General features: G+C 59.3%; 17 protein-coding genes. 4 read left to right on the top strand and 13 right to left on the bottom strand.

The genetic code is table 11. The features are described 5' to 3' along the window. Positions 1-2 precede the first annotated feature (2 nt). The gene (locus tag QSJ80_RS07285; RefSeq protein ID WP_285763770.1) at positions 3-2,369 is read right to left on the bottom strand and encodes a DNA polymerase II; all 2,367 of its coding nucleotides are present in this window, start codon (positions 2,367-2,369) and stop codon (positions 3-5) included. 289 nt (positions 2,370-2,658) lie between these two features. Here QSJ80_RS07285 and QSJ80_RS07280 point away from each other — a divergent pair, with 289 nt between their 5' ends. After that, a complete protein-coding gene (locus tag QSJ80_RS07280; RefSeq protein ID WP_285763769.1) occupies positions 2,659-3,762 on the top strand; it encodes an NADH:flavin oxidoreductase in 1,104 nt (367 codons plus the stop codon). A 148-nt stretch (positions 3,763-3,910) separates the two neighbouring features. Here the strand turns inward: QSJ80_RS07280 and QSJ80_RS07275 are convergent, their stop codons facing one another. The 4 genes from QSJ80_RS07275 to QSJ80_RS07265 all read right to left on the bottom strand — a co-directional run bounded on the left by QSJ80_RS07275 (position 3,911) and on the right by QSJ80_RS07265 (position 6,966). After that, positions 3,911-4,120, bottom strand: a complete 210-nt coding sequence (locus QSJ80_RS07275; RefSeq protein ID WP_285763768.1) for a hypothetical protein — start codon at positions 4,118-4,120, stop codon at positions 3,911-3,913. A 157-nt stretch (positions 4,121-4,277) separates the two neighbouring features. Then, on the bottom strand, positions 4,278-4,928 hold the full coding sequence (locus QSJ80_RS07270; RefSeq protein ID WP_285763767.1) for a DUF998 domain-containing protein: 651 nt from the start codon (positions 4,926-4,928) through the stop codon (positions 4,278-4,280). Between the two features lie 189 nt (positions 4,929-5,117). Beyond that, the gene (locus QSJ80_RS15650) at positions 5,118-5,330 is read right to left on the bottom strand and encodes a DUF7661 family protein (protein WP_434219174.1); all 213 of its coding nucleotides are present in this window, start codon (positions 5,328-5,330) and stop codon (positions 5,118-5,120) included. Positions 5,331-5,610: 280 nt separating this feature from the next. Beyond that, positions 5,611-6,966 (bottom strand): MATE family efflux transporter, encoded by a 1,356-nt coding sequence (locus tag QSJ80_RS07265; protein WP_285763766.1) that lies wholly within the window; start codon positions 6,964-6,966, stop codon positions 5,611-5,613. Between the two features lie 213 nt (positions 6,967-7,179). Here QSJ80_RS07265 and QSJ80_RS07260 point away from each other — a divergent pair, with 213 nt between their 5' ends. From QSJ80_RS07260 to QSJ80_RS07250, 3 genes are all read left to right on the top strand, one after another. Beyond that, positions 7,180-9,282 (top strand): TonB-dependent receptor domain-containing protein, encoded by a 2,103-nt coding sequence (locus QSJ80_RS07260; protein WP_285763765.1) that lies wholly within the window; start codon positions 7,180-7,182, stop codon positions 9,280-9,282. 95 nt (positions 9,283-9,377) lie between these two features. After that, positions 9,378-10,703 carry an ATP-binding protein gene (locus tag QSJ80_RS07255; protein ID WP_285763764.1) on the top strand — a complete coding sequence of 442 codons (1,326 nt, stop codon included), beginning with the start codon at positions 9,378-9,380 and terminating at the stop codon, positions 10,701-10,703. Continuing rightward, positions 10,696-11,277 (top strand): response regulator transcription factor, encoded by a 582-nt coding sequence (locus tag QSJ80_RS07250; protein WP_285763763.1) that lies wholly within the window; start codon positions 10,696-10,698, stop codon positions 11,275-11,277. Before QSJ80_RS07255 ends, QSJ80_RS07250 begins: the two co-directional genes overlap by 8 nt. 19 nt (positions 11,278-11,296) lie before the next feature. Here QSJ80_RS07250 and rimI read toward each other — a convergent pair whose 3' ends face one another. From rimI to QSJ80_RS07210, 8 genes are all read right to left on the bottom strand, one after another. Beyond that, positions 11,297-11,776 (bottom strand): ribosomal protein S18-alanine N-acetyltransferase, encoded by a 480-nt coding sequence (gene rimI, locus QSJ80_RS07245; RefSeq protein ID WP_285763762.1) that lies wholly within the window; start codon positions 11,774-11,776, stop codon positions 11,297-11,299. Beyond that, positions 11,776-12,558 carry a hypothetical protein gene (locus tag QSJ80_RS07240; RefSeq protein WP_285763761.1) on the bottom strand — a complete coding sequence of 261 codons (783 nt, stop codon included), beginning with the start codon at positions 12,556-12,558 and terminating at the stop codon, positions 11,776-11,778. Before QSJ80_RS07240 ends, rimI begins: the two co-directional genes overlap by 1 nt. A 36-nt stretch (positions 12,559-12,594) precedes the next feature. Next, positions 12,595-14,148 carry a 2-isopropylmalate synthase gene (locus QSJ80_RS07235; RefSeq protein ID WP_285763760.1) on the bottom strand — a complete coding sequence of 518 codons (1,554 nt, stop codon included), beginning with the start codon at positions 14,146-14,148 and terminating at the stop codon, positions 12,595-12,597. A gap of 201 nt (positions 14,149-14,349) precedes the next feature. Beyond that, complete coding sequence (locus QSJ80_RS07230) at positions 14,350-14,829, bottom strand: glutathione peroxidase (RefSeq protein WP_285763759.1); 480 nt, start codon at positions 14,827-14,829, stop codon at positions 14,350-14,352. Positions 14,830-14,907: 78 nt separating this feature from the next. Beyond that, complete coding sequence (locus QSJ80_RS07225) at positions 14,908-16,143, bottom strand: MFS transporter (protein WP_285763758.1); 1,236 nt, start codon at positions 16,141-16,143, stop codon at positions 14,908-14,910. A gap of 118 nt (positions 16,144-16,261) precedes the next feature. Then, on the bottom strand, positions 16,262-17,488 hold the full coding sequence (locus QSJ80_RS07220; RefSeq protein WP_285763757.1) for an acetyltransferase domain-containing protein: 1,227 nt from the start codon (positions 17,486-17,488) through the stop codon (positions 16,262-16,264). Positions 17,489-17,639: 151 nt separating this feature from the next. Then, positions 17,640-18,095, bottom strand: coding sequence for an aminoacyl-tRNA deacylase (locus tag QSJ80_RS07215; protein ID WP_285763756.1), 456 nt, complete (start codon positions 18,093-18,095; stop codon positions 17,640-17,642). A 169-nt stretch (positions 18,096-18,264) separates the two neighbouring features. Beyond that, positions 18,265-19,353, bottom strand: a complete 1,089-nt coding sequence (locus QSJ80_RS07210) for a DUF937 domain-containing protein (protein WP_285763755.1) — start codon at positions 19,351-19,353, stop codon at positions 18,265-18,267. Between the last annotated feature and the right edge of the window lie 57 nt (positions 19,354-19,410).

The following is a 19,410-nucleotide window of genomic DNA, read 5'->3' as shown; positions in this document are numbered from 1 at the left end:
GCTCAATCGGCCCCGCCGAAAAGGCCCAGCTGGCCATCCACCAGGCTGTCAAAATCCAGGTCGATAAACGGCAATATGGCATCGGCCACTGGCTTGAGCTGCCGGTCGATATAGTGCTGGTAATCCACCGGTGACTGGCGGTAGTCCACTGGCTCGGGGCCACTGAGGGTAATCACGTAGCGAATCCAGCCTTTGTTCTGGTACCGGGGTGACAGCCCCTGCTGACGGCGGATTTCATCTGCCAGTCGCGCCGCGCGCACATGCGGCGGTACATTTTTTACGTATTGCTCCAGTTTGCGCCTGAGCCGCTTGCGATACACCAGATGCTCATCCATGTCCCCGGCACGGGTTTTCTCCACCGTCTCGCGAATATAGTCGGAGGGGTCTTCACCGTGAAACACCATGGCGTAGAGCCGGGTCTGGAACTGCTTGGCCAGCTCGGTCCAGTCGCTGCGTACCGTTTCCAGGCCCTTGAATACCAGCTTTTCCTCATCCCCGTTAACAACAAGACCCGCATAGCGTTTTTTGGAGCCGGCCTCCGAGCCGCGAATGGTGGGCATCAAGAAACGCTGGTAGTGGGTTTCGAATTCCAGTTCCAGTTCGCACTCCAACTGCAACTCTTCCTTGAGCTTGTTACGCCAGCGCGTGTTGATCTCCTCGGCAAGCTTCCTGCCGATCGCATCCGCCTCCTCCGGGCTGGGCTGGCCACGCAACCAGACGAACGTGGAGTCGGTATCGCCGTAAATGACCTGATGATTCTCTTCACCGATCTCCTCAATCCAGCGCGCGGTCTGCTGCATGATCTCGTGACCGCGCAGGGTGATGGAGCTGGCCAGGCGCGTATCGTAAAAACGGCAGCCACCACTGCCCAGTACCCCGTAGAAAGAATTCATGATGATCTTGATGGCCTGGGAGCGGGCGGCATCCTGCTCCTGCTTGGCGATGTCGCGCTCGGCCCAGAGATTGGTAATGATGTCCGGCAGGAAATGCCTGTCGCGGGAAAAGCGCGCACCGCGAAAACCGGGGATGGCAACGTCATCGCCCGCTTCCTCGGCCAGGCCCTCAATCAATCCCATAGGATCAATCTTGAAGGTACGGATAATGCTGGGATACAGGCTCTTGAAGTCCAGCACCAGCACGTTGTCGTACAGGCCGGGGCGGGAATCCATTACATAACCGCCGGGGCTGGCCAAGCCACCATCTGCGGGCAGGTTAGGCGCCACATAGTGGCTGCGGTGCAGCTTGGGCAGATAGAGGTTGGTAAAGGCCGCCACAGAGCCGCCGCTGCGATCCAGCTCCAGGCCCGTCAGTTGTGCCCGCAGGCGCAGGTAATCCAGCAGCCGGGTGTGCTCATAAATGTCCCAGACCAGGCGGCAGTCTTCCAGGTTGTACGCGGCCAGCTTGGGTTTGTTATGGCGGAAATCGTGTTCAATCGCCGCCAGCCGGTTGTCCACATCTTCGGTGTCCTTGCCCCGGCCCAGCAGCGTCTGGGCCACGAACTCCAGACTGAAGCTTTCGAAGTTGTAGGTGGCGCTCTTCAGCCCGTCGATGCCATCTAGCACCACCCGCCCCGGCAGCGTCACAAACCCCTGGCTACCTTCGCGGCCATCACGCCAGCGGGCCTCCGTGCCACCACGCCCGAGCTTGAGACGCAGACCATAACGCCCCGCCCGCTTTAGCAGCAACCGGAAATCAAAATCCACCACAGCCCAGCCAATGATGATGTCCGGATCCAGGGACTGAATCCTGGTTTCCAGCGCCTGCAGCAGAGCCCTTTCGTTCTCAACCCAGTGAATGCTGGTATCGACATCCTCCGGTGTGCCAACCATCAAGACCTCTTCCACCCCATGGCCGTAGAGACCGATGGAATACAGCGCACCCTGGCCGGAGCACTCCACGTCCAGGGAGACTACCTTGAAATCTGGCTGCACCTCGGCGCCTTTCAGGCGCACCTGGCGATATTCCGTATAGCCATCCCTGGACCGGGCCACACCTTCAAAGTACAGGCCACCGCGGACAAAGCGCTCCATCAGATAGCGATCGTGCAGGCGAAAATCCGCTTCGAAAACCTCAATGTCGCGATCTTGCAACAGAGTCTGGGCGTGGCGGTGGGCATCGATGGTGGGGAAATACAGCATGGCCGCTTCCTCGCGACCGAACGTCTGGAAGCCCAGCTGCTGCCAGTCGTGGGGCACGCCGGCCAACGCCTCTGTTACCTCGGCGCGATCCGCCACTTGCACCATAAAGACCGGCCGTTCGCCTTCAATGACCAGCTTGACCGGGCCCTCCGGCGTGGCCAGCCAGTAGTGGATGCAGGTGCTGCCGCGCTGATCAAAGCTGTGGCGAGTGAGAAGGAATCCTTGGGGCAAGAGCTGGCTCTGGGTTAAGACCTGGGTTAGAGATTACCGACATTCTACTGGATAAATACACAGACAAAAGGGGTCAGAGCCGTGATAAATGGGGTCAGAGCCGTGATAAATGGGGTCAGAGCCGTGATAAATGGGGTCAGAGCCGAAGCTCTGACCCCACTCATCTACCTCCTAAGACATTGAAACGTGGCGCCCCAACCCCATGTTATGCGTGTAATTGGCCAGAACCTATCCGGCCATCAGGGCCTTAGCGCTCGCCAAAAACTTGAGAATTGAGTTCACGCAAGAAATGACAAAGCCACAAGACCCTCTGTTTACCCCCTTTAAACTGCACAACCTCGAACTGCCCAACCGCATTGTCATGGCACCCATGACCCGTGAATTTTCACCGGGCGGTATACCCGGGCAGGATGTTGCTGATTACTATCGCCGCCGCGCCGAGGGCGGCACCGGCCTGATCATTACCGAAGGCACCACGGTGAATGATCCTGTGGCCAGCATGAGCCAGCAGATACCGGAGTTTCACGGCGAAGCAGCACTGGCCGGCTGGAAGAAGGTAGTGGACGATGTCCACGCGGCCGGCGGCAAGATATTCCCGCAGCTCTGGCATGTGGGTACTGCCCGGGACCAGCGCAAAGCTGCAAATCCCGACATCCCCAGCGCCGGCCCGTCCGGGTTAGTGAAACCGGGCAAACAAATTGCCGAACCCATGACGACCGAACATATCGAGCGCGTGATCCAGGCATTTGCCGATGCCGCCGCCGATGCGCAAAGGCTCGGTTTTGACGGGGTGGAAATCCACGGGGCACACGGTTACCTGATTGACCAGTTTTTCTGGGAGGGTACCAACCAGCGCACCGATGCCTGGGGTGGCAGCATGGCCAAGCGCGGCCGCTTCGCAGCAGAAATCATCAAGGCAGTGCGAGCCGCTACCAGTCCCGAATTTCCGATCATGTTCCGCTTCTCCCAGTGGAAGCAGCAGGACTACAGCGCGCGCCTGGCGCAAAACCCGCAGCAACTGCTGGAGTTCCTGGCGCCGCTTGCCGACGCCGGCGTCGATATATTCCACTGCTCCACCCGCCGCTACTGGGAGCCGGAGTTCGACGGTTCCGATTTGAACCTGGCAGGCTGGACCAAAGAACTCACAGGCAAACCGACAGTGACCGTTGGATCGGTCGGATTGAATGACGACTTCTTTGGTTCGTTCTCCGGGCAGTCTTCGGAAACCCGCGCCTTTGACGACCTCATCGAGCGACTGAACAGCGGTGAGTTTGATCTGGTGGGCGTTGGTCGCGCACTACTGCAGGATCCGCAGTGGGCCAACAAGGTACGCGACGGCCGCCTCAATGAGCTGGCTCCGTTTACAGCAGAAGCACTCAGCAGCCTGTCTTAGGCTAGGCCATATCGTATTTACCCGGACACATTTTTGAAAACGGCCCCAACGGGGCCGTAATGTGGAGGTGTCCACTAAACCGGGGGAAGTAACTACATTTGTCGCAGTTCAAAGTTGATACTAAGTGATTTACTCAGTTCTAATATTGTCAATCCAGCACCTTCTTAACAGCACCTTCGTAGCTTGCACTTGTAGGTGCAACATCTTTTTTATCAGTCCATTTACCTTTTGACTTTCGATACTTTGGATATTCGGATTTAATAATCTTTTTTAGCCTGAACTGCTTAACTTCTTCAATATCGCCATCGTTAAGCGATGCTAAAGCCTTCTTTTTCGTAACATGTATGCTTCGTGACATTGCATTCACCTAACGCCTCAAACACAGAGCGAGGTTGTAGCGGCCAGATTGCGCAACAATGCCGCCAGGCATGCGCAATTGAAACCGCGGAAAACGAGTCCGCCAGCGAGCGACACGAGCATCTCCCATAGCTTACGCGGACAGCAGCAACTCCTTGTCAGGATGCGGATTCATTGAGTTCCCGACCTTCTTGCATTCTCACCAACTTCCGCCACGATACGACCACGATCCCCACGACGGATAGGTCACCGGCAAATTGTGCGGTACGCTGCACGAGGCCCGGAGACTGCAGGGTCTGCCCCATCACCGCAAGAACGAAGAAAGCTGCTACGCCGAAGCAGGCTGTGGTTAGTAGAGCCCAGCCGAGCCGACGGTCCGCCGGTGCTCGAATGCGGCCGAGCGCCATCGCCAGCCCTGCGAACAGCAGCCCCCCCATCGCAACCAGACCCGAAATCAAGTGAATTGTCATGCGAGGACCCATGTTCGCAGTCGTGCACCCCGGGTCGCATGGCGCCAACGCGATTCCCAGATAGGCTACCCCGGCAATGGTCAGCATAGCGGCTCCCGCTAGTTCCGTCGTGGTGCGGCGCCAGAGCGTCCAGAGAGCCGGTCCGGCCGCAAGGAGTACGGCCCCAGTGAGCGCTGGGCCCCAGATAGTTACGAGCAACTGATGCGGTGCATCGATCGCAGCCAACTCGCTCAGGAAGTCTCCGCTCAGGGAGTAGCCCGGGGTGGCGTACGCAGCCCACGCCATGATCAAGTTGCGGACCAGTATTGCCGCAACGACGATGCTTAAAAGTGTCTTCAAGTCTTCTCCGCCTCCTAACGCCCGCGTAAGGTGCGACTAGCGACGCGCCGGGTTTTTGTTAATTTGTGAGCGCGGCGAGCAACAAAAAACCGAAGCAAAGCTTACGGAGTCGACCTTTACGCGCTTGTTAAGTGGCAGGCCGCCGGAAAATATCCAAAGTACAGCGGCCCTACGGTACCTTGACGGACCTCATCTGATTCTTATTACTTCCACCCGTCCGGGACCAGCCCACTCATGGCACAGATCAGCGAGAAAATCCATGACCTCAGACTCTGGCAGATCAGACGGTATATTCAAGTCTTGAGCAATCCGTTTCTTACCTTCAGCGCCGAGGTAATAAACGCACCAGCGGCTATCCGAGCGAATCACCTCAACTTCTTTTCCGTATACGTCCAGTTTCATTCTCAAGACACTTAACAGTTTTTTCAGCAGCACCTGCCGTATATCTCGACTGCATTATTTTTAGGAAGAAAATTTCCGAAACAACCCAAAAACTCTACTCCTTTGAGGCAGTTGGCGCAAAGTAGCATTACGAGTAATACGGAAATATACGCAAGCGACGCCTGAACCCACCAGAACTGGTACTGCTTAACAAATACGGGGTAATTTTAAATCAGTGACTTACAGCGGCCGCTACTAAAAGCAGGTGAGGCGAACCTGACGGGCCGCGCTGGCCCGCCGACTATTCTGGTTTCTCAGGAACGGCCTGGATCGCCCGGCGCAACCACCACCAGCCCAGCAGGCCCATGACGAGGTTGCAGAAGAACGTGGCCGCGAACAGGCCCGGAATACCAAAGAAGTGATTGGCCACCAGTGCCAGCGGCAGGTACAACCCCATTACCCGCAGGAAGGACAGCGCGGTAGCCGGCAGCGGTTTGCCGAGGCCGTTGAACGCCGCATTGATGGACATCAGCAGGCCGTAGCCGGCATAGCTGAGTGGCACCACCGCGAGGTATGCGGACGCCACGTAAAGAACCTGTTCTTCGGTGCTGAAGAAGCTGGCGAGGAAGCTGCCCCCGAAGAACAGCGCCACTGCAAGACCCAGGCCCAGCAGGATGCAGAAGCGGGTGAGGATATTCAGGGTCTCGTGCAGGCGGTGAACCTTGCCGGCACTGGCATTCTGGCCGAAGAAGGGCCCGGCCACGGAAGAGAGCGCGTAGAACACAATCAGCGCAATCGGTTCGATGCGCATGGCCACACCCAGACCCGCCACTGCCTCGCGGCCGTGCTGCGCCACCAGCGCCACCACCACGCCGCCGGCGATGGGAATGATCATATTGGTGGCCACCGCCGGCAGGCCAACATGCAAGATGCCTTTCCAGGATTCCCACATGCGTGAAAAATTCAGGGTCGGCGGCGCCAGTACGCCGGCCTTTTTCAGGTAGTAGTACCCCGCTACAAATGTCAGCAGGCGCGCCGCCACTGTCGCCATTGCCGCCCCCTGCAGCTCCAGTCGCGGTGCGCCCAGCAGGCCAAAGATCAGGATTGGGTCCAATACAATATTGATAACAGAGCCGATTGCCATGATCTTGGCGGTGATCATGCTGTTGCCGAGGGCACGCAACGAAGACAGCGCCACCATCGGCGCAATCACCAGCGGCGCGCCGATAAACCAGATCACCATGTAATCGAGAATCAGCGGCATAGTCTCGTCGCTGGCGCCCAGAGCCTGGAACAGCGGCCGGTTAATGGCGAGGCCGATGATGGTAATCGCCACCCCCAGCGCAGTAGCGAGGATGCTGCCGTCGGTGACCAGCTGGCGCACCTTGTCGGTATTGCCGCTGCCCTGCGCACGGGCCACCACGGAAGAGACACCGGCGCCGAGGCCGATGGCAAGGCTCGAAACGGTCATGACCACCGGGAAGGTAAAGCTCATGGCGGCCAGTTCTGCCACCCCGAGGCGGGACACGAACCAGGTGTCGATCACGTTGAAGGACATCATCAGCAGGATGCTCCACACCATGGGCATGGCCATGCGATAGAGATGCCCTGCGACGGGGCCTTCAGTCAGGGATACCGTGATCTTTGATGGGGACAAGCTGAACCTCAACCGGTAGATAATGCGCAAAGCCGCACATTGTACCGCGCTCTCCATTGCCGCGCTGCAGGCTTTGGCACCGGATCACCGCACAGGTGTGACAATCGGACGCATCCCCCGCGCAGAGGCGCCCACATAGAATGACAGACCTGCACTATGGGCACGATTGCCATCGCTCGTGCCATATCTATTTTCGGTATTCGGAGGGATCCCATGTTTGCCACCGCCCTGCTCGCCACCGCCATCAGCCAGGCAAGTGCCGCCCCGGCGAGCGCGATTGAAGAAGTCACCGTCGAAGGTGAAAAAATAACCGCGAAAACGGTCGATGTGACAGACCTGCCATCACCGACCCCGGCCGATCCCAGCGCCCTGCTGACCCGGCATGCCGGCGTCAACGCCAACCGCAACGGCCCACTCACCAGCGTGCTGCAGATGCGCGGCCTGAGCGGCGACCGCATATCGCTGAGCGTCGATGGCATCAGCCCCGCCACCGGCGGCCCCAACGCCATGGACAGCCCACTGTCCTACGCCGGTACACCATTTATCGAATCCAGCAGCCACTATCGCGGTATCAGCCCGGTCAGCGCCGGCGCCGAAGCACCAGGTGGCGCGGCCTCCATGCAAACCTGGGCGCCTGCCAGTGACAGCGGCTGGAGCGGTCAGGCCACTGTCCAGGCCGGCAGCGCCAGTGCCCAGTCCACTACCCTGCGCGCCGGCTTCGGTGGCACCGACGGTTTCCTTGGCCTGCGTGCCAACAGCGCTTCCGCCGATGACTTGCCAGCTGCCGGTGACTACCGCACCTCTGATCTGCAGGCCACCCGTTTCAAGCGGGATATCGCGGAACTGGTTGGCGGCGCCAGTATCGGTGCGTTTTCCTTCACGGCCAGCGTCGGCTCACTGGAAACCGGGGAAACCGGTACACCGGCACTGCCGATGGACATCATCGTCATCGACAGCGACCGCTGGCAGCTGCAGGGCAAATACCAGACCGCACTCGGCGAATTCAGCCTGCGTGCCGCCGGCCAGGAGGTGTTCCACCGTATGGACAACTTCCAGCTACGCAGCAACAGCAACCCGATGCGTCACCGCAGCACTGATGCCGATGGCGACATGAGCCTGCTCGGCCTCGGCTGGCAGAAAGATGCGTGGCAGGCCGGTATCGAAATGCGCAGCGAAGACCACAGTGCCGTGGTCAGCAACCCCAACAACCCGATGTTCTTCGTCAACAACTTCAGCGACGTACAGCGCGAGCGCGAAAGCGTGTTCGTTGAGTACACCCCGGTGATCGGCAAGGCCGAATGGCAGCTGGGCCTGCGCGCCAGCAACGTCGACCTGTCTGCCGGCAACGTCAGCGCCAATATGCCGATGATGATGAAAGGTGGCATGAATGGCGGCATGGACGGGATGAACGGCGGCATGAACGGCATGATGGACATGCAGGGTGCCGTGAATATGCTGGCGGTGCAGTTCAACAACAGCAAGCGCGCGCTGGATCACAACCTAGTCGACAGCGTGGCCCAGGTGAACCTGCCGCTCACCGAGCAAGTCAGCCTGACCCTTGGCGCAGCCCACAAGGAGCGCGCACCGAGCTACCAGGAGAGTTTCCTGTGGTTGCCGATGGAAGCCACCGGCGGCCTCGGTGACGGTTATACCTATATCGGCAATACGAGCCTTAACAAGGAGCGCCAGGATGAACTGCTTGCCGGGATCAGCTGGCAGCAGGCTGAATGGCAACTTTATGCCAGCGCCTGGGTGCGGGACATCACCGATTACATCCAGGGCACTCCGCTCAGCGGGAATATGATGGCCAACATGGTCGGCACCATGATGAGCGGCAAGGCGCCGCTGCAGTTCGACAACACCGATGCGCGCATCCGCGGGATCGAACTGGAATACCAGGCCCGGCTCGGCGAGCGCTGGTACGGCAATGCACGCGTGGCCTATGCCCACGGCGAGAATACCAGCCTGGACGAGCCGCTGTACCGCCTGGCCCCGCTTGAGGCAGTGACCGAACTCGGTTACCTGAGCGGGCCGCTGCAGGCTGAACTGCAGCTGGTTGCGCGCGCCCGGCAGGACCGCGTTTCCGAAATCAACGCGGAAATGGAAACCGCCGGCCACGCCCTGCTGAACCTGTCCGCCGCCTATCGCCTCGGCGAGCACTGGCAGCTGCGCGCCGGCATTGAAAACCTGCTGGACCGCGACCACGCCAACCACCTGGGAGGCATCTATCGCCCGGCGGACGGGACCGTGGCACAGGGCAGCCGCATTCCGGGCATTGGTCGCACCTGGCAGCTGGGGCTCAGCGCCAGCTGGTAACTACGATCGGATAGCGAGTCAGGTCGAGCCGAGGCTGACGCAGTCCGGTACAATGGCTGCAGATTTATTCGCGAGAGGCGGCAGGAGGTAAACCTGTGCAGCAGCAAATTGGCAGCCCGGCCGCCCCGGACCCAGGGCTGACCAGCCCCAACACCAGTAACCTGCGCCGACTAGCGGCCCTGCGTGCCATCACGCTCACCAGCCTGGCGCTGACCGGCATCTATCTGGCGCAGTCGGACGTTGCCTCGCTGGGCCTGAACCTGGCCCTCTATCTGGCACTCGGTGCCATCGCCACCGTCACCAGCGCCTGGCGTTCGCTAAAAAAACAACCGGTCAGCAACTGGGGCTTCTGTGCGCACCTGCTTGCAGACTGGCTCTGGCTGACACCGCTGTTGATGGCCAGTGGTGGTGCGGCCAACCCATTTGTAGCCTATTACCTTGTCCCCTTACTGATTGCCGCCGCGACGCTGCCGCGACGTTTTGTATGGGGCATCGCCGCGCTGGCCATTGCCAGCTACACCGCCCTGCTGCCATCCTCCGGCGGTGCCCATGCGCACCACGGCAGCGGCTTCCAGCAGCACCTGCTGGGCATGTGGGCGACCTTTTCCCTTACCGCAATCCTGGTGGCCCTGTTCGTCAGTGAAATGAACGTGGCACTGCGCCGCCGGGACCGCCGCCTCGCCCAGCTGCAGGCCGAACGCGACCGCAACGACCAGTTCCTTTCCATCGCCACACTTGCGGCCGGCGCCGCGCACGAACTCGCCACGCCGCTGCACAATATGCAGATGATCGCAGATGAGCTGCAGCGCGAGGACATGGATGCAGATGCCCGCCGCGAGGACCTGCAGCTGCTGCGCAAACAGATAACCCAGTGCAACCGCACGCTAGCGGACCTGAAGCAACGCGCCGTAAACCCTTGCCAGGGTGATGCGAAGACACTGCCCGAATGGCTGCAGAAACTACTGGATCAGTGGCAACTGCTGCGTCCGGAAGTGCGTTACAACACCTGTCTGCTCGGCAACCCGGAAAGCTGTTACCAGCTCCCACTCGCGCTGGAGCAAACACTCACCAACTTGCTGAATAACGCCGCAGATACCGGCAGCAGTCACCCCATTGAGATCCGCGCATGCTGGAACGCCTCTGGCGCAGTCATCAGTGTGCGCGACTTTGGCGGGGGCCTGTCTGCCGGCATGGACGGGGAAGAGCAGAGTACAGGCAATAAAAGTCGCGAAAGGCCCGGTATGGGCATTGGCCTACTACTCTCGCGCAAGGCGCTGGAGCAGTTTGATGGCGAGCTGGATCTCAGGGAGTGCGCAACCGAAGAAGGCAGGCCGAAGGGCAGCCTGGCGGAGATGCGCTTCCCACTCTCCCGCTGGGAGGTAGAGGCCGGCAAGCAACCCGGGGAGGCTGTGCATGCCTGAACTGTCCATGCCTGAGCTTTCCATGCCTGAACCGCGCTGCCTCCTGGTTGATGACGACGAGACGGCGCTGCGCCTGATGAAGCGCGCGCTGGAGCGACAGGGGTTTGCGATTGCCGATGCGGCCTCTGTAGAGGCTGCACTGGCGCTGATCGCGCAGCAGGATTTTGACTGCGCCCTGCTGGATCTGAAGATCGGCAATGACAGCGGCCTGCACCTGATCGAACCACTGCGCGCCCGCAATCCACACGCGCGCATCCTGATGCTTACCGGCTATTCCAGCGTGTCCACCGCCGTTGCCGCGATCAAACTGGGTGCCAACGACTATCTGTGCAAGCCGGCCACCGGGGAGGCGGTTGCTGCAGCACTTGCCGGCCAGCCGGCAGCCGAGGCCGAAGAAGCGCTTGTGCAGACACCGCTGCCCGACAATCCACCTTCCGTGGGACGGGTTGAGTGGGAACATATCCAGCGGGTGCTGGCGGAAAACGAGGGCAACATCTCTGCGACGGCACGGGCGCTCGGCATGCACCGGCGCACCCTGCAGCGCAAGCTGCAGAAAAGGCCGGTCAAGCAATAATAAAATTTTGAGGGGCGATTCAGCGCAGCAGCGCCATCAGGATCGCATCTTCACGGCCGGTGGAGGCAGGATCAGCGCCTGCGGCGAGATTAGCCGGGTAGTAGCCACGACGCAGGCCCACCTCGCCGAAACCCAGTTTGCTGTACAGCGCGATGGCGGCACTGTTCGAGGCGCGCACTTCCAGAAAGACCCGCTCCGCATCCAGCGGTAGCGCCGTAATGCGGGTATGCAATAGCGCAGTCGCCAGCCCCCGCCCCTGCCATGCCGGCGCCACAAACACATCCAGCAACTCCGCCTCATCGCAGATCTGGCGGAACACCGCGGCAGCGACGAGCACGCCTGCGTCATACACCACCCAGCAAGCGTGCCCCTGCTCGATACTTTCGCGGTAAAGTTTTTCGGACCAGGGATGAGAGTTGACCTGCGCGGCCACAGTAGCCATGGCGACAGCGTCCGCCACTACTGCCCTGCGCAAATCGAGGGAGGGGAATTGGTCCATCAGCCGGCTGGCTGCAGGTAGAGCTTCTGCATCAGCTGCCAGACGTCGCGCTTGCGCGCCGGCGCCTGCAACAGTTCAGTCAGGCTCGGGAAGGCCACAACGCGGGCCTCGTTACCGTTCTGTGTCCAGGTTGCGGTGGGGCCGGACAACTCCACCGGTGCACAGAAGCGACGGGCGGCATCGCCCATCAACCAGATTTCCGCAGTCGGGCGTTTCTCAGCCACGGCTTCCAGCCAGGACAGGCACATTTCGCGCGCATCGTCTTCGCCGGCCTGTGCCGAGAAGCGGTCCTGGGCCAGTGGCCACTGCAGGCGATGGCGCGCCAACGGCAGCTTGTGCCATTCCAGCGCGCACACCATATTCGCAAACAGTTTTTCCAGTGGCAGGGCGACACCCGGCGCGTGGCTGTCGATGGCCAGCAGCTGCTCGCCCATCCACCAGCAATTCAGCACGAACGGCTCCGCTGCCTGCTGTGCTGTGGGTGCTACAGCCGCAGCCTCCACAACCGGCGCGCGCGGTGCCTGCCGTGCGCTATCGACAGTGCCATCGACAGCGACCTCGATGCGATCGATAACGGAAGCCACCTGCGCAGGTGACGAAGCCTGTTCGACCTGCCCGAGCTGCACCCCAGGCGCCACTTGTGGCTCCTGCCTGGCCTCCGGCCGTTTCTCGACAGGTAACTGGGCCAATCGCGGCTTGGGCGCGAGCGGCAGCAGCCGGCGCGGCATATAGCTCGCCACGCCGAGTGCATTCAGATATTCCGCTCTACGCAGTTCGTTCATCAATAACAGTCTCTGTCGCTATAAGGGCACTGAAATTCAGACGCCTTCTTTGGCTTCCGCGGCCACGCCGGATTCCAGCAGGTTCAGTGCATCCAGGTAGGCCTTGGCAGAGGCCACCACCACATCGGTATCCGAACCCACGCCGTTGACCAGATGACCGCCGCGCTCCAGGCGCACCGTCACGTCACCGAGGGAGTCAGTGCCTTCGGTTACCGCATTGACGGAGTAGAGCTTCAGCTCGGAACCGCTGTTGACCACGGACTCGATCGCCTTGAAGGTCGCATCCACGGGGCCACTGCCCTCGGCGTGGGCCTTGACGGCAGCGTCCTCAATTACCAGGTCCAGGGTCGCGCTCGGGCGAGCACCGGTCTTGCTGATCACTTCGAGGCCGACAAGGCTGAACTTTTCCTTCACCTCGTGGGTGCTGTCACCGACCAGCGCCTGCAGATCCTCGTCAAAAATCTCGTGCTTCTTGTCTGCCAGCGCCTTGAAGCGGCCGAACGCCTCATTCAGCGCTTCCTGGCTGTCAAAGGTAATGCCCAGCTCCTCGAAGCGCGCCTTGACCGCCGCACGGCCGGAGTGCTTGCCGAGCACCAGCTTGTTGGTGTTCCAGCCCACATCCTCGGCCTTCATGATCTCATAGGTCTCACGGAACTTGAGCACGCCATCCTGGTGGATACCGGATTCATGCGCGAAGGCATTGGCACCCACGATGGCCTTGTTCGGCTGCACCGGGAAACCGGTAATGGAGGACACCAGGCGCGAGGTGGGCACGATATGTACCGGGTCGATATTGGTGGTCACAGGCATCAGGTCGTGGCGGGTCTTCACCGCCATCACGATTTCCTCCAGCGACGCATTGCCGGCGCGCTCACCCAGGCCATTGATGGTGCACTCGACCTGGCGAGCACCGTGCATCACGGCGGACAGGGAGTTGGCCACCGCCAGGCCAAGATCGTTGTGGCAGTGGGCGGAGAAGATCGCCTTGTCGGAATTCGGGATCGCCTTGATCAGGCTCCCGAACATGGCCCCAAACTCGCCCGGCTCGCCGTAACCGACGGTATCCGGCAGGTTGATCGTGCCAGCACCGGCGTCGATGACGGCCTCGATAATACGGCACAGGAAGTCGAACTCCGAGCGACTGGCATCTTCACAGGAGAACTCCACGTTATCAGTGAAGTTGCGTGCCATCTTGACCGCATTGACCGCCTGCTCGAGCACCTTTTCCGGCTCCATCTGCAGCTTGTACTGCATGTGGATTGGGCTGGTGGCAATAAAGGTGTGAATACGGCCGGAATTGGCCGGCTTGATGGCCTCACCGGCACGCTCGATATCGGCTTTGACCGCTCGGGCCAGGGAGCAGACGGTGGAATCCTTGATCACCTCCGCGACGGAACGCACCGACTCGAAGTCGCCGGGGCTGGCAATGGCAAAGCCTGCCTCGATCACGTCGACACGCATCTTCTCCAGCATCTTGGCAATGCGGATCTTTTCCTCGCGGGTCATGGAGGCGCCGGGGCTCTGCTCACCGTCGCGCAGGGTTGTATCAAAAATAACCAGCTTGTCTTTCTGGGTGGCAGCGTCGCTCATCGCCCGGATCCCTTTTAACTCTTATCGTTAGACTATTTTGGAGACATAAACGCCCGACTATATCGGCTGTGCACAAAGCGCCGCAACAGGCTACAGGCTCCCTGCGGCAAGAAAGTGGTTTTCTCTCCCAGAGGCTGGCGGTGGAGCAAAATTGTCCTTAATTCCGCCAGCCGGGAGCAAGATTTCGGGAGCAGGAACTGGTTACAGCTGCGCCTCTACGGCCGCCGTCAGGTTTTCCGGCTTGTCCTTGGGCGCGTAGCGCTGGATCACCTCGCCATCGCGGCCCACAAGGAACTTGGTGAAGTTCCACTTGATAGCCCGGCTGCCGAGGATACCCGGGCCCTTCTCTTTCAGGTGCTCGAACAGCGGATGGGCATCCTTACCGTTGACGTCCACCTTCTCGAACATCGGAAAGGATACGCCGAAGTTCAGCTCGCAGAACTGCTGGATCTCCTCTTCGCCACCCGGCTCCTGCTGGCCGAACTGGTTGCAGGGGAACCCGAGCACCTCAAAACCCTGTTCGCGGTACTTCTCGTACAGGGCTTCCAGACCCTTGTACTGGGGGGTAAAGCCACATTTGGACGCAGTGTTGACGATGAGCAAGACCTTGCCCTCGAAATCACGCATGGACTGCTCTTCGCCGGAAATGGTCTTGGCACTGAAATCGTAAACGGAACCCATATTCTCCTCCTTGTCGTTATGCAGCCATTCTGCCCCGAAGCCGGGCCCAGTAACAGTGACATTTAGCCTCAAAAATATTCACTCTACCGCGGCTCCTGCAGCGTGCTTTTGTACCCATACAAACCAGCCAGCGGCTAGCAGGCAAAGCACACCCGCCAGTAACATAGGCCAGTGGATATTCAACATTGCCAGCAGGCTCCCGCCCAGTGCCATCAATACGTTGGCGAGACAGAAAGAAGTGACCAGCAGCCCCATGACACGCCCCTCGCCTCGCTCACCGAAGCGGGCCGACATCAAACTGGGAAAGGCACCATTCACAAAGGCGATCGCAACACCCACGCAGGCAAAGCCGACATACAGGCCCACGCCTTCAATCAGTGGGGACATCAATAGCAGTAAACCCAGCAAAACCGTAAACCAGACAACCACCCGTTCGCCGCCGATACTCCGCGCCACCGGCGTTACCACCAGTGCGCTGGTACCAATCATAAAGGCGGTAACCACCACTGTTGTCCAGGCGATTTCCAGGCTGCCCTGCCCCTGCGCTTCTACCAGCCACAACGGATACATCTCGTAGAAGGTGTTGAGCCCCAGGGTAAACAGGAAGTGATACCCCATCATGCGTGCGATGGCCGGTTCCCGCAGCAGGTGCACAGAGTTGTCTTCGCGCATCGCGTCCCATAGCCGCTTCGGCGGTGCCGCGCCTGCACCCGCAGCGACCCGATCACGCGGCAGCACCACCACAATAACCACCATGCTCAGCGCCATGGCAGTGGCCGCCACGTAAAACACTGTGTCGATTCCCAGCGGAGCCAGATAGCCACCAGTCAGCGGGCCTATCAGCCAGCCCGCGTAACTCGCCGCATAAACCAGTGCCATTGCGCGCTCGCGCGACACATGCGGGTGCAGGTCCAGTGCAACAGCCCGGGCAACCGCGATATTACCCTCGCAGAACCCTGTAACCAGCCGTGCCAGCGCAAACAGCGGAAAGCTTTCCTGAACCACAGCAAGGGCGGTTGCCACATATCCCAATGCCGCCAACCCCAACGTGATCGAAAGGGTACGCCGGCGCCCGTAACGGTCCGACAAAGCACCGATAATGGAGCCACCCACCAGCATACCGAGCGGGTACAGCGCCAGAAGGATACCGAGTAACAGCTTGGGGGGCAGGCCAAGATAATTAGTGAGCGGTGTCGGCTCGCCGGTCAGGAATAATGGGGAGAGAATCGGATACGGCAGTGCGATGCCGGCCGTGCTGACCAGCGATATGAGGATTACACCGGCCAGTATGCCCCGTGCCCGAACTGCGTCCATCTTCGAACTCTCCAATTGATCGACGCAGACTAGGTTGTTGCACGGGGGAATGCAATCTTAAGGCTACTGTTACCTCCATCCCTGATTCGAACACCAACAAACCTACAAGCCACCAAACCTACAAGTAGCTGAGCCACCAATCGCGACGGCGGGCTTTTACTGCAGCAAGCCAGCGACAGAATGGGTACAGCAAAGCAACCACCAGAATCCAGGCCAGGTAGACCAGTGGCAGGGATACTCCAAATCCCTCCGGAAACTCCCACCAGCCTACAGCTGCCGCGCGCCAGCCAGCGCCCTGCCACTCCGCAAGCGCAAGTGCCAGCAAATGCGCGAGGTAAATATGCAGGATGTAATAAGCAAATGGCACCTTGCCGAAGGTTGTAATCACCTTAACGAGCGGCCCTCGCAACCTTTCCGAAAACGCCATAAGCAGTAAGCCGGGCCCAAGGGTCATCAGCAGAAATAACAGAGATGGTGGGTACTTTTCCACATTAAAAAATGACACCAGAGTGAGACTGAGGCTCTCCTGAGTCGACCAGAGTTCAGGATCACCGTAGAGGTTGAAACCCCGCAGGACGAAGAAGAGGGCCACACAGGCAGCGCCTGCGAGGACCAGCGTGCGTCGACGCTCTAGTTCAGGGCCGCTGTACAAGTCAGCCAATAGGTAACCGAGCGGCATGACTGCAACCCAAGGAATCAGAGGGTAAACAACCGCCATAGGTACACCCAGGGAAAAAGTGAAAAAATCCTCGTGCAGAGCATACCAGACCGGTACATTACCTTGAGCTGCTGCGGCCTCCATCGGTAGTACTCCATCGAGGAGATTGTGGCCAAATATCATCAGCAGGGACATCACCAATAGCAGACGCTTCGGCAACCAGATAAATGCAGCCATGCTAAGCATGCAAAAGCCAATCATAGAAAGAGTACCCAGCAACAACGCGTAACCCTGGCCTCCGCCAAATGACCAACCAAACACCATTACGGTCTGTTCTATCAGGATCAACCAGATGCCTCTTGTAAGCAGGAACATACTGAGTTCTCTGGGTGTTCGGCTTGCATGCATAAGTCCGACACTAATTCCCGCCAGCAACACGAAAAGAGGGGCACAGAAATGTGTTATCCAGCGTGTAAAAAAGTAAGCACCATCAGCCTCGGCAAAACCGACAAGGCCATATCGAGCGCTGGATAGGTAATCCCGCACATGGTCGAGCGCCATGATGACCATCACCAGGCCGCGAGCGAAGTCGATCGATGGAAGGCGTGATTTCAAAACTGAAACCGTTTCTTCATTCTCTCCGGTGCTTTCCAGGGATACCGCACTTACCGATGTCGTCTGGTTCATTATTATTTCTTTCTTCAGCTGGCTGTCTGGATCCTAATCCTGTACCCCTTAGGGAAAGAGTGCAATAACATCCGATAACAGAGAGCTCACGAAAAGAGCCCGCTATCGCGGGCTCTTTTCCTCCAACTATGCTTTCAAACGTCGAATCGGTTCAGGACGCCACAATTTTCGGGTGCACCAGTCGCTCGAAATCCCGGTAGGCGAGCTGGATCACCTCGTGATGCGTACCGCCACTGAAAGCAATCTGCGCATCCTCAGCCAGGTGATCACTGGCATAGACATCCATACCGTACAGGTTGCCAAACGGGGACATGGCACCCACTTCACAGTCATCGAAACGCTCTTCAAAGGCAGATTCGGTGGCTAGCGTGACCCGGCGCGCACGTGCTGTCTGTCTGACTTTTTCCAGGTCTATACGCTCGTCTGCCGGTAGCACAGCCATGGCCAGCTCACCATCCACATTTACCAGTACAGTTTTCGCAAGCTCATGACTAGGAACATGGGCCTTGCGCGCGGTTTCCAATGCCGTAGACGAGTCATCATGGTGCCGGGATTCATAGTGCACATGATTTTGCTCGAGGTAATCGATCAATTTTTTATTAGCCATAGTCCCCTCCAGATTGCCGCCGCTACAAAAAAGTTTCACTTCACACAGAAGCGCTACAGACATTATATTTCGCCGCTGTGTGCACAGGTAACAGCATGACTCTGCGCGGGACACAGTCATGAAAAAGCCCGCTGATGCGGGCTCTCTCAAACTGACCTGCTCTGCAGATCTATTCAGTGATGCCGAAACGCTCCTGCAGCTGACTGCGGAAGGTGGCAATTTCATGGCACAAAGCGGGATTGCCCTCAGGAGAGCTTTCAATTTCCGCCTCTATGCTTCTCAGTTTTGCAACAAAAGCTTTGACCTCTTCAGTGCGAGCCTGCAGCTCATTGGGGTCCATGTTCTCCATGGCAGAAGAGAGCTTCTTGTTGGCTTCGTGCATGTGCTCGATGCATTCCTCGATATTACCCGCCTGCGCTTCCATGGCGGCTTTGGATGCAGTCGACATTACATCGTTGAAAGTGGCACGCTCACCGGGCTGCATGCCCGGCTGGGCGCTGGTTGCCATCTCGGAAGAGACTTCCGGCTCCGGTGCCACCGCCGTCTGGTTGACCTCATCGCGCGGTTGCACGTCGGCCACTTCTGGCGCATTTCTGTCACCGGAACCGAAAAACAGTAAACCAATACCGGCCAGCGCAGCCGCCCAGCCCCACCAGGGGATGCCGCCTCGGCGCTCAGGCTGCTCCACAGCACGCTCCACATTTTCCGCCGAGCGATCAGCGAACTGCACGACCTTGTTGATCTGGCTTAACAGGCCTGTCGGCATCGCGTTATCAAACTCGCTTTTCTGCGAACTCATCAACGACAACATGCCCGCGTTATCCAGCCCCGCCTTGCGGCGGTGTCCCGCAAGCACATTGATGATCATCGGTGCGCAAGCTGCAACCAATTTACCCATGCCCGACTTTTCAAGCCCCAGGAACTGGCTCAGGACATTCACCAGCCCTGATGTCTGGCGTTCACCACCGAGAATACTGCCCAGCACGTTCGCCCCCATTTTCAGGAGGTTGTCCGAGTTGCCCGTCAGCATCGACATCCAGTCACCAATCCCGCCACTGCTGGCATCGTCGAGTGCAGATCCAAAGGCCTTGGCACCGCGCTCTGTTTCACCGGCACGCGTCATCTGGTGGAGAATTGCTGGTATTGCACTCCCCAGTGCGGTCTTGGTTTCACTACCCCCAATGCCCGCCAGCTTGCCGAGCTGGCCAACAGCGTCAGAGGTCAGGTTCTTCGTTACTAAGTCTAAAATTCCAGTCATTTTCCGCACCCCGCGGTTGCACAATTCCCACAATCGGAATAACAGAAAGGTTAGGCG

This window comes from Biformimicrobium ophioploci (genome assembly GCF_030270605.1).
In the GTDB taxonomy this organism is placed as follows: domain Bacteria; phylum Pseudomonadota; class Gammaproteobacteria; order Pseudomonadales; family Cellvibrionaceae; genus Biformimicrobium; species Biformimicrobium ophioploci.
This window is presented reverse-complemented; position numbering and strand designations above follow the sequence as displayed.

Bases quoted from the DNA above. Each gene is read 5' to 3' on its own strand.
- QSJ80_RS07280 (WP_285763769.1), top strand. From the start codon at position 2,659: ATGACAAAGCCACAAGACCCTCTGTTTACCCCCTTTAAACTGCACAAC.
- QSJ80_RS07275 (WP_285763768.1), bottom strand. From the start codon at position 4,120: ATGTCACGAAGCATACATGTTACGAAAAAGAAGGCTTTAGCATCGCTT.
- QSJ80_RS15650 (WP_434219174.1), bottom strand. From the start codon at position 5,330: ATGAAACTGGACGTATACGGAAAAGAAGTTGAGGTGATTCGCTCGGAT.
- QSJ80_RS07260 (WP_285763765.1), top strand. From the start codon at position 7,180: ATGTTTGCCACCGCCCTGCTCGCCACCGCCATCAGCCAGGCAAGTGCC.
- QSJ80_RS07250 (WP_285763763.1), top strand. From the start codon at position 10,696: ATGCCTGAACTGTCCATGCCTGAGCTTTCCATGCCTGAACCGCGCTGC.
- rimI (WP_285763762.1), bottom strand. From the start codon at position 11,776: ATGGACCAATTCCCCTCCCTCGATTTGCGCAGGGCAGTAGTGGCGGAC.
- QSJ80_RS07240 (WP_285763761.1), bottom strand. From the start codon at position 12,558: ATGAACGAACTGCGTAGAGCGGAATATCTGAATGCACTCGGCGTGGCG.
- QSJ80_RS07235 (WP_285763760.1), bottom strand. From the start codon at position 14,148: ATGAGCGACGCTGCCACCCAGAAAGACAAGCTGGTTATTTTTGATACA.
- QSJ80_RS07230 (WP_285763759.1), bottom strand. From the start codon at position 14,829: ATGGGTTCCGTTTACGATTTCAGTGCCAAGACCATTTCCGGCGAAGAG.
- QSJ80_RS07225 (WP_285763758.1), bottom strand. From the start codon at position 16,143: ATGGACGCAGTTCGGGCACGGGGCATACTGGCCGGTGTAATCCTCATA.
- QSJ80_RS07220 (WP_285763757.1), bottom strand. From the start codon at position 17,488: ATGAACCAGACGACATCGGTAAGTGCGGTATCCCTGGAAAGCACCGGA.
- QSJ80_RS07215 (WP_285763756.1), bottom strand. From the start codon at position 18,095: ATGGCTAATAAAAAATTGATCGATTACCTCGAGCAAAATCATGTGCAC.
- QSJ80_RS07210 (WP_285763755.1), bottom strand. From the start codon at position 19,353: ATGACTGGAATTTTAGACTTAGTAACGAAGAACCTGACCTCTGACGCT.